Here is a 15,599-nt window from a genome sequence, read left to right as displayed (position 1 = left end):
TTATTTTACTTCATCATAAACTCATCTAATTCAGCAATTCGAGTCTGCTTCTCTTCTACACTTAAAAATGTTGCTTGAAAGGAATTTTTGACTAATTTATAAATATCTTGTCTGCTCAAATTTAAAGCTGATTCTATTTCCTGTAAATTCTCAGCCACGTAGCCGCCAAAATAAGATGGATCGTCAGAATTTACTGTCACGCACAATCCCATGTCTAATAATTGTTTAATGTTGTGCTTTGCCATCGAATCGAAAACACAAAGTTTAATATTAGATAGCGGACAGACAGTCAGAGGAATTTGTTTCTCAATCAAATATTCTAATAACTTCGGGTCCTCGATGCAGCGTACACCGTGATCGATCCGAGATACGCCTAAAAGATTTATGGCTTCCCAAATATATTCTGGTGGTCCTTCTTCGCCTGCGTGAGCAACGGTACGAAATCCTTCTTCTCGGGCTTTATCAAAGACTTTTTGAAATTTTGAAGGTGGATTTCCGACTTCTGAAGAGTCCAAGCCTACGGCTGGAATTGTCTTTTTGTAAGGTAAAGCTTGTTCCAAAGCTTCCATTGCCGATTCAGCACTTAAATGGCGTAAAAAGCAGAGAATCAAATAAGAAGAAATGCCGAGTTCTTGTTGTGCTTTCTGTAAAGCGCGATAAATTCCTTGATGAACCGTTTCAAACGAAACCCCTCTAGACGTATGACCTTGAGGATCGAAAAAGATTTCAGCGTGGCGCACATTTTGAGCAGATGCTTTTTGCATGTATGCCCAAGTTAAATCGTAGAAATCTTGTTCTGTTTGCAACACGCTCATTCCTGCATAATAGAGATCGAGAAATGATTGCAAATTTTGAAAGTTGTAAGCCGCCCGAATCTCTTCTACCGACTTATAGGGTAGTTGAATGTTGTTGCGATCGGCTAATGCAAACATCATTTCTGGTTCGAGGGAACCTTCAATATGAATGTGCAACTCGGCTTTAGGAATTTGGCAAAAGAATGAATTCATGGTGAAGAATTAATCATTATGTCATTTGTCGTTTGTGAGTAGTCAGTAACTTTTTACTTACGACTTACAACTTACGACTTACGACTTATTCAGATGTACCGAAGCGTAATGTCATGAACATAAATCGAATCACGAAGACTGCGGCTAAAATCCAAGTTGCGATCGTAACTTCGTGGGCTTTACCTTGCAGTGCTTTGGCAATTGGATAGGTAATAAAACCAACTGCTAATCCAGTAGCAATTGAGTAGGCAAGGGGCATAAATAGAATTGTCAAAAATGCTGGAACAGCTTCAGCTACGTCACCCCAACGAATATCTGATACACCTGTCATCATTAACACGCCTGTAATGACTAGGGCGGGCGTGGTGGCGTAGGCGGGAATTGCCTCGAACAAAGGAACTAAGAAGATCGCCAGGATAAATAATACACCCACGATCGCAGCTGTGAAACCCGTGCGCCCCCCTTCCGATACGCCTGCGGCTGATTCAGCATATGTAGTGACTGTAGACGTACCGATTAGCGCTCCAGCTGTTGTTCCTACTGCATCGGCAAACAGTGCTTGATTGACTCGCGGTAGTTTTCCATCCTCTTTAATGTATCCTGCCTTCATGCTGACTCCAGACAGAGTACCAACGGTATCGAAAATATCGACAAACAAGAACACCAAAAGTACAGCAATAAAGTCGAGAAAGTTGTTAGCAGTTAATCGCGATAAACCGAAAATGCCTTGTCCGATGAGATCTGTCGGTAAAGTAGGGATCTGGAAAATTCCTTTGGGCGGGGGTGTAACGCCTACAATCCAACCAAGTAAGGCGGTGGCGAGTACTCCCCAGAGTAATGCCCCCTTAACGCGGCGCACTAAAAAAGCTGTAGTAATAATAATTCCGGCAACAGCTAGTAGAGTATTAGGTTCTCTGAAGCTACCGAGGGTTGTTTTTGTCACTTCGCTGGCAATAATTAGCCCAGCACCTCCAGTTTTCGGATCGCCAGATATCCCAATATAGGCAATAAATAAACCAATCCCTACGGATGTTGCTGTTTTCAGCGACATGGGAATGGCATTGACAATTTGACTGCGAACGTTGGTGAGCGTGAGGGCGATAAAAATCAATCCTTCGGCAAATACAGCCGCCAGCGCCAAACGCCAATCGATTTTTAGGGTTAAAACGACGGAATAGGCAAAAAAGGCGTTTAATCCCATGCCTGGGGCAAGGGCAAAGGGATAGTTGGCAACAAATGCCATTACGAGCGTCCCAATTGCCGCTGACACTGCGGTAGCAAAGACTTGTTCGGCAAATAAATCTTTTGGCTGCTGTAGAAAAATTGCATCTGACAAAATTAAGGGATTGACGACAAGGATGTATGCCATCGTCATAAAGGTTGTCAATCCTGCCAGAGTCTCGATCCGAAAGTTAGTTCTATACAGGTCAAATTTAAAAAAACGAGCGATCGCTGCTTGCCAACCCGTATACTGTGGCGTAGGTGGTTGTTGTAGTTCTAATCGATCTGTATCGCTGCTCATTCTTTGGCTGTCTCCACCAAGTTATCTTTGCTTATCAATATTGAGGAAGTTACCAGCAAGCGTCAGTCAGGCTTGTTACTCTAACGACATGAATGCTTCCTTTTGCACTTAAATTTAGTGACTACTGGGTGCATACTGTATGTCGTTGTTCGATCGGTTTTTTGTGTCAAAAAACACAAACTCTTAACTTGATAAGAAAAGTTAACTGGCGCTGGCTAAAGCTGACTATTGCAGTTAGAGCGCCAGAGACTAGAATGTGGCTCAAATTAACCTTCCACCTCAGATACCATTAACAAATCTCAACGTTCAATGAGAATACTCCTTAAGAGAGAGATTGTCTGAAGCGATATAAATCTTTGACAACAGTATTGAATTATTTACCTAAATATGCTTCTAGAACTTGAGGATGTTGTTGCATTTCCTCTGGGCTACCATGAGCTAAGTTACGCCCCTCTGCCATGACCCAAACGCGATCGCACAGGGACATAATCACATCCATGTTGTGTTCGATAATCAAAAATGTCATACCTTCGCGGTTCCAAGTCAGAATGCGATCGCAAATTTGTTCGATCAATTTCGGATTGACACCTGCCGCAGGTTCGTCTAACAAAATTAACTTGGGTTGCGTCATCAACGCCCTTGCCATTTCCAATAACTTGCGCTGTCCTCCCGATAGCGCCCCCGCATACTCGTGCGCCATATGCGCCAAGCCCACCGACTCTAGTAGCGTTATCGCCTGTTCTCGCAGGATTTGCTGTTCTTTAGCGATCGCCCAAGGTTGAAATTGCAACCGCCAAAAGTTCTCTCCGTCTTGCTTTTGCGCTCCCAACATCATATTTTCTAGTACTGTTAGCCGCGAAAGCGTCCGTGCGACTTGAAACGTGCGTACCATACCCTGTAGGGCAATTTGATAGGTTCTCAATTGCTGCACTGGCGCGCCGTCAAAAATTACCCAGCCGCGATCGGGACGAATAAAATTTGACAGTAAGTTAAATAGAGTTGTCTTACCCGCGCCATTGGGACCAATTAATCCCGTAATACTCCCTTTCGCCACTTCGAGATCGGCATTATCCACAGCCTTAATCCCGCCAAAACTTTTGGTAAGACCGCTAGCTGATAATAGTGGCATTGGTTGGGATTTTATGTCTTCGGATTCCATTTGTTTGAGGGGTGAGGAGCGTGGAGTGAGGAGCGAGGGAAAGAAGCAGAGGAGTTTCAGGTGCAACTACAAATGACAAATGACAAATGACAAATGACTACTTTCCAAGTGTTAATTCTTCTTTTTTACCTAATATTCCTTGCGGTCGCCAAATCATCAGTATCATCAGTAGTAAGCCGATAACCATAATCCGAAACGCACTCAGGCGCACGTCATCGAGGGGTACGATTTTGGGTAAGACAAAACGGGTGGCGCTGTCGTAAGCAAAGAAAACAACTGCGCCGAGGATCGTACCGAAGTTGTTACCCGCACCACCTAAGATCACCATAATCCAAGCATCAAAAGTTGTCTGCGGCTGAAAATCATTTGGGTAAACTGAAGTTTGCTGCCATGCATACAAAGCACCAGAAATCCCAGCGATCGCCCCGCCTAACATTAACGCTTGCAATTTATACCAAAAGACGTTTTTTCCTAAAGCGCGGGCAACTTCCTCATCTTCGCGAATTGCTTTTAATACCCTTCCCCAGGGCGATCGCGCTAACACTTCCAAACGCCACACGACAAAAGCTAACACCAACACCGAGATCAGCATCAATCCCGATTTTTCGTAGTCGGTGAAGTTGTATAGTCCAATAGCTCCAGATGCGTAGGGAACAAAAATTAACAGCGTCGTCACTAAACCTATAATTATTCTCATGACTAGATTTAGTATCGACAGCTTTTTCTTATCTTCTCGCCCCTCACTCCTCTCTCCTCGCCCCTTAATCACCCATTTCCAAAGTTTCCAGTAACACACACCAACAACTAATGTTAGTAGCCCTACCATTATCCATTTCATCACCGTGTCGGGGTTAAAATCTGTTAATGGTAGAGGATATCCCTGCAATCCAAAAGCCCCAGGTGTGGGAGTATTAGGAGTTGGCAAATCTTGATTGTTGACCACCAAGCGAATGAGTTCCGATACCCCAATCGTGACAATTGCTAAGTAGTCTTCTCGCAACCTTAGTGTTGATAAACCAATCAACCATCCTAGTAGAGCAGCTACCAAAGCTCCGGCTAGCGTTGCTATGACTAGGGGAACTCCATACATACTTAATAATACAGTCGTGTATGCTCCCAAAGTCATGAAAGCAACCAGACCAAAGTTAATTAACCCCGTTAAACCCCATTGCAAGTTTAACCCCAAGCTGAACAGGGCAAAAATTGCTGTAGAAACTGTCAGAAACAAGATATAGGCAACCCAACCGATAATTGTTGGGTCGTTCATCAGGGCATTTAAATCTAACATAAGCGTTGCTAAACCAATCGCCACACTAGGGAATGTTTGCTTTTGTGCTAAAAGATTTTAACCTAACGAAGGCAGGAGTCAGTATCGATCGCATCTTTGTGCGGGAGAACAAAATTTGCAGCTACAGGGAATACTTTGGTAGCGATGGGAAATCGAACTAAAGGAGTACGCGGCAAGCCTGCCCTCTAGTCAACACTAAAAACTATATAAGACTGCAAAACGCAAGCAACAGCTTCCTTTAAACTAAAACTTGTTATCAGCGCAAACAGTAAGTAGAGAATTGTTATGGATGCTGCGGCACTTTGGCAACGCTATCAAGACTGGCTCTATTATCACGCCGGACTCGGATTTTACGTAGATATCAGTCGGATGCGATTTGACGATGCATTTGTAGAGGGGTTGCAGCCCAAGTTAGAGAAAGCATTTGCGGATATGGCGGCTTTAGAAGCAGGGGCGATCGCTAATCCTGACGAAAATCGGATGGTAGGACATTACTGGCTGCGCGATCCCGATCTGGCTCCAACTCCAGAAATTAAACAAGAGATTGTTGAATCTGTAGACCAAATTGAAACCTTTGCCCGAAAAATTCATAGCGGAGCAATTCATCCGCCTCAAGCACCCCGCTACACTGATATTATCTCTATTGGGATTGGCGGCTCGGCACTCGGTCCCGAATTTGTCGCTGAAGCTTTGGCTCCTGATTTTCCTCCCCTGGCGATTCACTTCATTGACAACACCGATCCAGCGGGGATCGATCGCGTGTTAACGCGGGTGAGAAATCGTCTCACCAGCACTTTAGTTATCGTCATTTCCAAATCTGGAGGCACGCCAGAACCGCGTAACGGCACGATTGAACTCAAAGCAGCCTATGCAGGTCACAATTTGGACTTTACCAAACACGCGATCGCTATCACTACCCCCGACAGCAAACTCGACCGACAGGCAAAATCAGAAGGCTGGCTAGCCACTTTCCCCATGTTTGACTGGGTGGGGGGACGCACTTCAGAACTATCCGCCGTCGGCTTACTACCAGCCGCTTTGCAGGGCATTGATATCCGCGCTATGCTGACTGGCGCAAAAGAAATGGATGTAGCAACCCGCGTTGCCGATCTCAAAACCAATCCCGCCGCCCTACTTGCCCTCAGTTGGTATTACTCTGGGAACGGACGCGGTGAAAAAGATATGGTGGTGCTGCCCTATAAAGACAGCCTCTTACTATTTTCCCGTTACTTGCAGCAATTGGTGATGGAATCTCTGGGTAAAGAAAAAGACCTCGACGGTAACATCGTCCACCAAGGAATCGCCGTCTATGGTAACAAAGGTTCGACCGACCAACATGCCTACGTCCAGCAATTGCGCGAAGGCGTACCTAACTTCTTTGCTACCTTTATCGAAGTCTTGGAAGACCGTTCGGGGTCCTCGCCAGAAATCGATCCAGGTGCAACTGTTGGAGATTATCTCTCTGGCTTCCTCCAAGGAACCCGCCAAGCCTTGTATGAAAAACAGCGCGATTCCATTACCATTACCATTCCCCAGGTCAACCCCCACACAGTAGGCGCATTAATTGCCCTATACGAAAGAGCTGTAGGTTTTTATGGTTCGCTAGTGAATATTAACGCCTACCACCAACCAGGCGTAGAAGCAGGGAAAAAAGCAGCCGCCGTGGTGTTAGATTTGCAAAAACAAGTCTTGCAAGTCCTGCAAGAGGCTAAAACTCCTTTATCTCTGTCACAAATTGCCGAGAAAGCCGCAGCAGCAGACCAAATTGAGGCAATTTATAAAATTCTGCGCCATCTGCAAGTAAATCGGAGAGGGGTGACGATGCAAGGAGATCCCGCCCACCCTGATAGTTTGACGTTTTCTGCCAATTAAGCAGGATTTGTAGGGGCGGGTGCGCGCAAATAGATTGACAGCCTCAACCGGAAATCTTCATTCAAAACCCGCCCGTACAGGGGAGTCGGGAGTCGGGAATTGTAGAGACGTTACATGCAACGTCTCTACAGTTTCCATACCATACTTGGTGACATTCTGTTGCTGGCGCAACACTTTTTTACAGAAAACTGGGTTAGATTCCACTACGGTTCAGTTAAGGCTCAAAGTGTTGTAAATTAAGCATTGTTCCCAAGAATGGAAAGTGAGTGTAGTGCATCTGAAGGATTTCTCATTGTTGTCTCCTACGATACAAAGTAGTGATGTGTTCAAAGCGATAGAGGCAGCCATCCCATCCACGGAGATCGAGCAAGCGATCGCTAAAACTAAAGTTTGTGAACAACGTAAACGCTCGTTACCAGCACAATTGGTAATTTGTTTGGTAATTGCGATGAGTCTGTGGTCACGAGATTCGATGAGAGATGTGCTGAAAAACTTAATTGATGGGCTGAGCGAAGCATGGGTGAAAGTGGGGAAATACTGGCGAGTTTTTTGTAAATCAGCAATAACGCAAGCCCGACAACGATTAAGTCCAAGGGTGATGAGTCAATTGTTCCATCAACTGGTGCGACCAATGGCTAGCACCGATACCAAAGGAGCATTTCTCAATGGATTGCGAATTGTGGTAATTGATCGGACTTGCTTCGATCTGCCAGACAGCGATGAAAATGCGAGAGTTTTTGGTCGTCCGAGCAGCCGTCCTGGCACACAAGCCGCATTTCCCAAACTGCGATTAGTCATTTTGGTAGAAGCAGGAACACATTTAATCTTTGATGCATTGATGTGTCCATATCGAATAGGAGAACGAGTGCGGGCATTAAGATTATTACGCTCCGTGAGTTCAGGGATGTTGTTGATGTGGGACAGAGGGTTACATTCTTATGCAATGGTGCAAGCAACTGTCACAACTGGTAGCGATTATTTAGGAAGAATTCCCGCAAATGTCAAGTTTTTGTGCGAAGAACCACTGGCGGATGGTTCTTATCTGAGTTGGATTTATCCACCTGCTAAATTCCGCTCAAAAGCTTGCCAGCCCATACAAGTCCGAGTGATTGAATACACAATTGGTAATACCGACAACCCAGAGGAACAACTAAGATATCGCTTAATTACCAGCTTATTGGAATTGGAGAAATTTCCGGCTCAACTACTGGCGATTGAATATCATCAACGCTGGGAAGTAGAAAATACTATTGATGAACTCAAAGTACATTTATCAGGACGAAAAACTCATATTCGCTCTCAAAAACCGCGTGAAGTTGTGCAGGAAGTTTACGGGTGGTTGTTAGGACACTGGGCTGTGCGGTTATTGATGTTTCAAGCTGCAAAGAGCGCGGGTATCACTCCTTTGCGTCTGAGTTTCACTGGGACATTGCGAGTTATTCGTCGTGCTATCCCGAAATTTCAACGCTTGCAATCACAAGAACTCCCCTTTTTTTAAGTTGGTTAACTGTAGAGATTTTAGACACTCTGTTACCTGAACGAGTTTCTCGTACCAATCCCAGAGTTGTAAAAAAACCTGTATCCAAGTTTCGCTCAAAAAAGCCAAGACATCGAGCCACCCCCTCCCGAACCAATCCTCCTATTTTCTTTATCCTCAGCACAGCGTAGCCTTAAATGAACCGTATTGCGTTATAGGGTTCCCATTTGTGGGGTTGGATGCGGACTTGCCAGTTTTGCAGTCGGTCAATTTGATAGCACAGTCGATTGAGTTGAGAACGAAAGGATGAGCGATCGCCTCGTTCGACAAACAAGACAAGTGGTTTGCCAACTAAATACTCTGGCGCTGCATTCAGTAGACTAATGGGACTTTGTAAGAAAGATGGAGCAAATTGAGCTAGAATGCGGGTAGGAGTTGCGTTTTACGTCAGTCTCGACAGGAGCAACGTAAGGTGAAAGATCAAGTACCAGCAGCGATGCCGCAGTGCTTTGAGAACTGGTGTCGTCGGTTTGATGATGTATTTTCGCGTCAGAAGCAGCGGCAGGAATTTCGTGTTTATCTAGGGGGACTGCTGGGTGAGAGTCAGCGCAAAAACCTGAGCCAACTGGTCACAAATACAGTAGATGGCTCCTACAACAGCCTCAGACATTTTCTCAACAATGCCCCTTGGGATGAAGTCAAGCTAAATAATCGGCGGTTGGAGGTGATGCACCAGTGTCGCCAGACGACCCCGAGTCAAGGTTTCACATTGATTGTAGATGATTCGGGACATCGCAAAAGTGGTGCGGCTACTGATGGGGTAGGACGGCAGTACATTGGGGAGATTGGCAAGACTGACAATGGTATTGTGCTGCTGACTACCTACTTGTATGATGGAGTGCGACGTCTGCCGTTAGATGTTGCACTCTATCAACACGCAAGTTTATTCGAGCAAGGCAAGGCAGACCCCAACTTCCAGAAAAAACCTGACCTGGCTCTAGACTTGGTTGACCAATGCTTGAAGCGCGGTTATCGACCGGGTGTGACTGTAATTGATGCAGGCTACGGTAATAACACGCCTTTTCTCAAGCAGTTGGAGTCGAGAAACCTAACTTACGTGGCAGCAATCGCCAAAAACCGCCAAGTTACTGCTCAAACATCAGGTGATGAGTCTGCTCGTAAGCAGGGATTAGAAGCTATTGCTCAAACCTTGGCAGTGGAGCAGTTCACACCTGTGCAACTCAATCTGGAGCAGCCCCGGACAGTTTGGGTGGCGCTGTTACCAGTTCACGTTCCGAAGCTCGAAGGCACTCGCTGGCTGGCGATTCAACTCAATGCCTCTAGTTTCGAGCAAGCGACGGAGGTGGATTACTTTCTCACCAATGCCTCTGACAACCAAGTCAGTGCGGCTTGGGTAGCTCAAACATATTCTGCTCGCAACTGGGTGGAGGTCTTCTATCGAGAAGCCAAGGGCTGGTTGGGTTTGAGTGAGTATCAAGTTCGGGATGCTCTGAGTATGAAGCGTCATTGGGTTTTAGTGTTCATCGCTTACACCTTCATCCTTTGGCATCAGTTGACCGGCGGATTCCGCAGACGTTGGGCAACCAAACCCTTACAAACCTTTGCCGAAGCATTGGAGGCATTCCGCACCGCAGTCGAGTTTCGTTTGGTCCGCTGGCTTAATGAGCATGTTGATGTATTTGCCTCTCACAGAGCTAAGTTCGGCTATATTTGGGCTTAGAAAGTTTTAAAGTCCCACTAACAGCAGCACGATTAGCTTCGAGAATAACTCCCGCAGCATTAGTGACAAAATAGCCATCTGGAGCCAATTCAAATAAATCTTGGTAGCGTTGGCGCTCCTGCTCGACTAAAAATCTAGCTGCTGCCAATTCTTCATTTTGCTGCCGCAGCTCCTCAATAGCAACATAAATCTCTTCTAGAGAACAACTGAGTTCTCTAAAAGATTCTGCCAGTAACTCGGCTGGCGACCAAGCTGGCTCTTTTGCACGAATATACAAATTTTCTAAGCGACGGCACATTGCTTCTAACTGACTCGTTAGCTCGTCTGGATGCTTGGCAAACTTATTTGGATTGATTGGCATAGTCTGCAAGAATAGCAATTTTTCTACAACACTTTAACTCTCAAGTATGGCATTCGCTGTAGAAAGCAAAAAACAAAACAATTCCCAACCTCCTATCTCAATACTTTTCGGTTAAGGCAAGATTCCCCCTCACCCTGCCTTATAAAGGGAGAACGAGAGAAAGTTGCACGTCGCGCAAAAATCTTCATAAACCCGCCCTTTCCATGCAGCAAAACCATGAAAATCAAAGTCATCAACCCCAATACCACAGCTAGCATGACCCAAAAAATCGGGTTAGCAGCAAAAGCCGTCGCCAGTCCTGACACTGAGATTATTGCTTGCAACTCAACTATGGGAGCAGTTTCGATCGAAGGACATTACGATGAAGCACTCAGCGTAGTTGGCTTACTTGAAGAAATTCACCAAGGAGAAGCGACGGGGGTAGATGGTTATGTCATCGCTTGTTTTGGCGATCCTGGCTTGCTGGCTGCCCGCGAACTAGCACGGGGTCCCGTCCTCGGTATTGCGGAAGCGGCGATGCACGCTGCGAGTTTTGTGGCTACTGGATTTTCCATCGTTACCACCCTCAAACGCACGCGAGTCATTGCTCGGCAATTAGTAGAAAACTACGGTATGAGTCGCTTTTGTCGTAATATTCGCGCGATCGATCTCCCTGTGTTGGAACTGGAGATTGCAGGATCTCCAGCTCGCAAGGCAATTATTCAAGAGTGTAGATCTGCCCTAGCTGAAGATGACTGCGGGGCGATCGTTTTAGGATGTGGTGGTATGGCTGACCTACCTGCTGAAATTAGCGGCGAGATTGGTATTCCCGTCATTGATGGTGTTACTGCTGCTGTCAAATTTGTAGAAGCTTTGGTAAGTTTGGGTTTAAGTACGAGTAAGGTGGGAGATTTAGCCTATCCCATTCCTAAGCCTTACACTGGTATGCTTGCCCCTTTTGCTCCCAAAAAGTAACAGCGATCGCCTTCAACTTTCGCTCGAACTGGCTTTGTAAGCAGCCCACCCACCAAGATGCGAAATATCAGTCCAATTGTATTTTTCAATTAATTCTTTCGGATAAAGAAATGCTGTTAAGACTTCTCCATCCTCTAGAACAATATCGCTTGCATACATATTCGGTGGCTCATTTGCCGACAAATATTCAAACTGCTCTTTCGTCATTTCATAGACTTCCCCAGGAATAGAAATTCCACCTTCTGCGACTTCATAAATCGCCGGATGCCAACCGTCACCAGCAGCATGAAGGCGATAGCGGGGTTGAGTTGCTGCTGTTTTGACAAACTTTGCTGACTGAAGATTTTGATGATCTGGTTGTCCGCGCAATGCCGAACCACAAATAAAAACTTTCTTCATACCTGAGTTGGTTGTTGTCATGTTGGTAATTGGTAAGTCAAAAGTTAAAAGTTAAAAGTCAAAAGTCAAAAATCCAAACTTTCCCGACTCCCGACTCCCGACTCCCGGCTCACTTCCGTTTGCTGTAATTGTTCGACTTCCTGTACGACTCGCGCTTTACTTGCTCTTAAGTGGGAAACCATTGCCTCAACTGCTGCTTTTTCATCTCGCTGCTGTATGGGTTGGTAAATTTGTCGATGTTCTGTACGAATTTCTAATACATCGGGGTTATGTTTGGTTGTCTGAATCCTTAACAGTTGCATTTGATCGAAAACTCGATCTAACAGGGAGACAAGCCAGGGATTGCCGGAACTCTGCGCTAATAACCGATGAAAACGGTAGTCAATATCTAACAAGCGAAAGCTAGTCAGTTGTGTAGGTTTACTATTCACTATCTTTTCTGCTTGCTCAACCATGCTTTCAAGTTCTTGCAGTTGCATTTCTGTCGCATGGTGACAGGCTCCCCGGACAGATAATTCTTCTAAAGCAATTCGGCAATCGTACAATTGCATTGCATCCACAATTGAGATCGTCGCAACCCGCAGGACTCCATCTAGGTCGCTTGTCGCTAGATTTTCATGCTGAAGTAAGCGAATTGCTTCTCGGATCGGCGTTCGACTTACCTGAAGCTTGTTCGCTAATTTGGTTTCTACTAGTCGCTCTCCTGGTGCTAGTTCCCCTGAGAGTATGGCATTCCGCAACGCCTGATATGCTTGTTCTTGTAGCGATCGCTGTCGCTGGAGCGACTGAGGAGACAGGGACAAAGCGGGACTCCTTAGCATCTGTCTGAAGAGGGATATTTTAGCTATTCTTATTTTATGTTTTTGACGGCACGATCTCCCTTAACTGTATTTGTACGTGTTATTGAGGAAGAAGTCAGGCGATTGGAGCCAGAATGAATTTTGTGCGGCTAGCTCCTGACCTCTTCAGAGGCTTTGCATACAGTATACATTTTTTCTCTGGACGGGCGTGAGTTTTTGCTAGCGATCGCCACCCTCAATTATTAAATAGAGATCCTTAATCGTCGAGATCCCTCGCCTGAGATAGACATGCCCTTTCTATCGGGGGAGATTGTAGTCCAACATACAGTTTATTTTTTCGATTTATTCTTATATATCATCGTATACAGCATACACAGTTCTCAGCTAGACTTCTGAGTCCAAACGTGCATACCTGCTGATGAGTAAAGTGCAAAGACAAGAGCGAACTACTGTTACAGCTTTTCTAGCATCGTCCGTTTGCAGCAGGTTTGAGTCAAGCTAGCAATTGCACTACAGAACTAATCATGACAACAACTGGAGTTAGACAAGAATTCCTCCAAACGAGTTCAGCAACGCAACAAGCTTTAGCTAATGCGGCGGCTGGCGTATCGTTGCGATCGGTGACGAAGAAATACGGCTCGTTTACAGCAGTTGAAAATTTGACCTTAGATATTCCCGCTGGAAACTACTGCTGTTTGTTAGGTCCGAGTGGATGTGGCAAAACTACAGCGCTGAGAACGATCGCCGGACACGAAGAAGTCACAAGCGGAGATATTTTAATTGGCGATCGGCGCGTCAACGACATTCCAGCAGCGAAACGCAATACTTCGATGATGTTCCAAAGCTATGCCTTGTTTCCACATAAAAGCATTTGGGAAAACGTCGAATTTGGCTTGAAAATGCGTAAACTCCCAGAACAAGAACGCCGTACCAGAGTGGGAGAGATGCTAGAAATGGTGGGTTTGAGCCATGTAGCCGAGCGCAAACCGAATATGCTCAGTGGCGGACAACAGCAACGAATTGCACTAGCAAGAGCCTTAGCCACCCGTCCCCAGGTATTGATGTTGGACGAACCTTTAAGCGCCTTGGATGAAAACTTAAGAGTACGAATGCGAACGGAGTTACGCCGAATTCAGAAACAATTCGGCATGACCTTCATTCAGGTGACTCACCACGTTGAGGAAGCTTTTTCTCTCTCTGATATGGTGGTGGTGATGACCCACGGACGGATCGATCAAGTTGCGACTCCCGCGGAACTGTTCAACACTCCCGCTTCCCAGTTTGTAGCTAAATTTATGGGAGACAACAATATCTTTACAGGTAAAGTTGTCAACAGCGTTGCAGATACCAATTTGGATTTAATTCAACTGGAAGTAGAGGGCATTGGTTCGCTATTTTGTCGCGGACACGCTGCACCAGTTGGAAGCCAAGCTGCATGTTCGATCCGTCCCGATTTAATGCAGATCGAGTCTCATTCACCTACTGTTTCTATTCAGTCTTCTCTCGCTGCCAATCAAATTACCGCTCGGATTGTCGCTGTAGAAATGACGGGTTTTGTGACGCGAGTTTCCTTGATGGCAGAAGCTACAGGGCAAGAAATATTGTATAAAGCCCGTACAACTGATTGGGATGCAAACGCACTTGCAGAAGGGCAATTAGTCGTACTTAGTTGGTCGAAAGATAACTGCGTTTTCTTAGCTGCGTAGAAAAGTTAAAAGTTATGGCGAAAATTAGTCGGCGCAAGCTGCTTAAAACAGGTTTGGCAGCAGGGGGAACTGCGATCGCGGCTGCTAGTTGTTCCAACCGTGGTCCAACAGTTATTACTAACAAACTTCAAGATGTGACGCTGCGATTAATTGGCACGGGTGCGGCACAAATTAACGATATTCGCGTCCAAGCAGAGAAAGATTTGGGTTTCAAAATTCAAATGCGGGCGTTGAGTACGGCAGAAAATATTCAAATTGCCATTACTCAACCCAAACAATACGATATTTTTGACGGTGAATATTTTGCCCTGCCATTAGTCGCTCCTTCTGGCAATCTTCAGCCAATTGATATTAGGAAAATCAAAGAATTCGATAAAATTACGCCGATCTTCACGACTGGAGAATTATATCCAGGGGCAAGAGTCAACACCTCTCAGGGAACGGCTCCTCGCAAAGTCATGTTTCTGAAAGGCAAAGATTCAACTGAATTTGCTTCAGAACCGACTGACTGGGCGACGATGATTCCATTTCAGTACAACGCTGATACGTTGGGATATCGTCCCGATTTAGTCGGTAAGAAAATTGAATCTTGGGCAGATTTATTTGACCCTCAATTTAAAGGCAAAACATCTCTGCTCGATATTCCTTCCATTGGCATTATGGATGCAGCAATGGTAATGGAAGCAACAGGACAAATGAAGTTTGGCGACAAAGGTAACATGACCAGAGAAGAACTCAACAAGGTGACGAACCTGTTAATCGAGCAAAAGCAAGCAGGTCAATTTCGTGCCTTTTGGAAGACCTTTGATGAGTCTGTCAACTTGATGTCATCTGGGGAAGTGGTGCTGCAATCGATGTGGTCGCCTGCGGTGACTGCTGTGAGAGCAAGGGGAATCCCTTGCGTTTATGCACCCTTGAAGGAAGGCTATCGCGGTTGGGGTGGTGGTTTGGGTTTGTCGAAGAATCTTTCGGGAATCAAATTAGACGCAGCTTACGAGTACCTCAACTGGATGCTAGACGGTTGGGTAGGCGGATTTCTCTCGCGTCAAGGTTACTACAGTGCAGCCCCCCAAAATGCCAGAAAGTTCATGAAGCCGGAAGAATGGGACTTTTGGTATGAAGGCAAACCTGCCACGATCGACATTATCGATCCCTTTGGTAAAAAGATTGAGTCTAAAGGTGCGGTGCGCGATGGTGGTTCCTTCACAGAACGAATGGGTAATGTTGTCTGCTGGAACTCCTTCATGCAGCAGCAAGTTTATCTCGTTTATAAGTGGACTGAGTTTATTGTGGCTTAGTAATTTTGTCATTTG

Annotated in this window: 15 protein-coding genes and 1 pseudogene; 7 read left to right on the top strand and 9 right to left on the bottom strand. The window is 45.6% G+C overall.

Going from position 1 to position 15,599, the window contains the following annotated elements; genetic code table 11:
- Positions 1 to 5 precede the first annotated feature (5 nt).
- The 4 genes from N4J56_RS32080 to N4J56_RS32065 all read right to left on the bottom strand — a co-directional run bounded on the left by N4J56_RS32080 (position 6) and on the right by N4J56_RS32065 (position 4,976).
- Entirely contained in the window at positions 6 to 1,007 is a 1,002-nt protein-coding gene (locus N4J56_RS32080; RefSeq protein ID WP_317110464.1) for an adenosine deaminase, read from the bottom strand.
- Between the two features lie 85 nt (positions 1,008 to 1,092).
- Entirely contained in the window at positions 1,093 to 2,529 is a 1,437-nt protein-coding gene (locus N4J56_RS32075) for an NCS2 family permease (RefSeq protein ID WP_317110462.1), read from the bottom strand.
- A gap of 373 nt (positions 2,530 to 2,902) precedes the next feature.
- Entirely contained in the window at positions 2,903 to 3,688 is a 786-nt protein-coding gene (locus N4J56_RS32070) for an ABC transporter ATP-binding protein (protein ID WP_317110460.1), read from the bottom strand.
- 97 nt (positions 3,689 to 3,785) lie between these two features.
- Positions 3,786 to 4,976 carry a branched-chain amino acid ABC transporter permease gene (locus N4J56_RS32065; protein WP_317110458.1) on the bottom strand — a complete coding sequence of 397 codons (1,191 nt, stop codon included), beginning with the start codon at positions 4,974 to 4,976 and terminating at the stop codon, positions 3,786 to 3,788.
- A gap of 68 nt (positions 4,977 to 5,044) precedes the next feature.
- Between N4J56_RS32065 and N4J56_RS41410 the strand changes: the two are divergent.
- Both N4J56_RS41410 and N4J56_RS32060 read left to right on the top strand, forming a co-directional pair.
- Positions 5,045 to 5,137: pseudogene (locus N4J56_RS41410) on the top strand (nuclear transport factor 2 family protein); the annotation flags it as partial.
- Between the two features lie 124 nt (positions 5,138 to 5,261).
- Positions 5,262 to 6,848: a glucose-6-phosphate isomerase gene (locus N4J56_RS32060; protein ID WP_317110456.1), complete on the top strand. Its 1,587-nt coding sequence runs from the start codon at positions 5,262 to 5,264 to the stop codon at positions 6,846 to 6,848.
- 57 nt (positions 6,849 to 6,905) lie between these two features.
- Here the strand turns inward: N4J56_RS32060 and N4J56_RS32055 are convergent, their stop codons facing one another.
- Positions 6,906 to 7,052 (bottom strand): hypothetical protein, encoded by a 147-nt coding sequence (locus N4J56_RS32055; RefSeq protein WP_317110454.1) that lies wholly within the window; start codon positions 7,050 to 7,052, stop codon positions 6,906 to 6,908.
- Positions 7,053 to 7,209: 157 nt separating this feature from the next.
- Here N4J56_RS32055 and N4J56_RS32050 point away from each other — a divergent pair, with 157 nt between their 5' ends.
- Positions 7,210 to 8,346, top strand: a complete 1,137-nt coding sequence (locus tag N4J56_RS32050; RefSeq protein WP_410500401.1) for an IS4 family transposase — start codon at positions 7,210 to 7,212, stop codon at positions 8,344 to 8,346.
- Between the two features lie 172 nt (positions 8,347 to 8,518).
- On the opposite strand, the gene N4J56_RS32045 is transcribed toward N4J56_RS32050, so the two are convergent.
- Complete coding sequence (locus tag N4J56_RS32045; protein ID WP_317110452.1) at positions 8,519 to 8,659, bottom strand: hypothetical protein; 141 nt, start codon at positions 8,657 to 8,659, stop codon at positions 8,519 to 8,521.
- A 138-nt stretch (positions 8,660 to 8,797) separates the two neighbouring features.
- Here N4J56_RS32045 and N4J56_RS32040 point away from each other — a divergent pair, with 138 nt between their 5' ends.
- Positions 8,798 to 10,066 (top strand): IS701 family transposase, encoded by a 1,269-nt coding sequence (locus N4J56_RS32040; RefSeq protein WP_317104593.1) that lies wholly within the window; start codon positions 8,798 to 8,800, stop codon positions 10,064 to 10,066.
- On the opposite strand, the gene N4J56_RS32035 is transcribed toward N4J56_RS32040, so the two are convergent.
- Positions 10,041 to 10,427, bottom strand: a complete 387-nt coding sequence (locus N4J56_RS32035; protein ID WP_317110450.1) for a PAS domain-containing protein — start codon at positions 10,425 to 10,427, stop codon at positions 10,041 to 10,043. The genes N4J56_RS32040 and N4J56_RS32035 overlap by 26 nt on opposite strands.
- Positions 10,428 to 10,643: 216 nt before the next feature.
- Here N4J56_RS32035 and N4J56_RS32030 point away from each other — a divergent pair, with 216 nt between their 5' ends.
- Positions 10,644 to 11,381: an aspartate/glutamate racemase family protein gene (locus N4J56_RS32030; protein ID WP_317110448.1), complete on the top strand. Its 738-nt coding sequence runs from the start codon at positions 10,644 to 10,646 to the stop codon at positions 11,379 to 11,381.
- 12 nt (positions 11,382 to 11,393) lie between these two features.
- On the opposite strand, the gene N4J56_RS32025 is transcribed toward N4J56_RS32030, so the two are convergent.
- On the bottom strand, positions 11,394 to 11,780 hold the full coding sequence (locus N4J56_RS32025; RefSeq protein WP_317110447.1) for a gamma-glutamylcyclotransferase: 387 nt from the start codon (positions 11,778 to 11,780) through the stop codon (positions 11,394 to 11,396).
- Positions 11,781 to 11,845: 65 nt separating this feature from the next.
- Positions 11,846 to 12,601 (bottom strand): GntR family transcriptional regulator, encoded by a 756-nt coding sequence (locus N4J56_RS32020; RefSeq protein WP_317110446.1) that lies wholly within the window; start codon positions 12,599 to 12,601, stop codon positions 11,846 to 11,848.
- Between the two features lie 503 nt (positions 12,602 to 13,104).
- On the opposite strand from N4J56_RS32020, the gene N4J56_RS32015 reads away from it, so the two are divergent.
- Together N4J56_RS32015 and N4J56_RS32010 are read left to right on the top strand one after the other, a co-directional pair.
- Positions 13,105 to 14,286: an ABC transporter ATP-binding protein gene (locus N4J56_RS32015; protein WP_317110445.1), complete on the top strand. Its 1,182-nt coding sequence runs from the start codon at positions 13,105 to 13,107 to the stop codon at positions 14,284 to 14,286.
- A gap of 14 nt (positions 14,287 to 14,300) precedes the next feature.
- Positions 14,301 to 15,584 carry a PotD/PotF family extracellular solute-binding protein gene (locus N4J56_RS32010; RefSeq protein ID WP_317110444.1) on the top strand — a complete coding sequence of 428 codons (1,284 nt, stop codon included), beginning with the start codon at positions 14,301 to 14,303 and terminating at the stop codon, positions 15,582 to 15,584.
- Positions 15,585 to 15,599 lie beyond the last annotated feature (15 nt).

The organism is Chroococcidiopsis sp. SAG 2025 (genome assembly GCF_032860985.1).
GTDB lineage: Bacteria > Cyanobacteriota > Cyanobacteriia > Cyanobacteriales > Chroococcidiopsidaceae > Chroococcidiopsis.
Note: the sequence above shows the minus strand (reverse complement) of the source record. Positions and strands in the feature narration are given on the sequence as shown.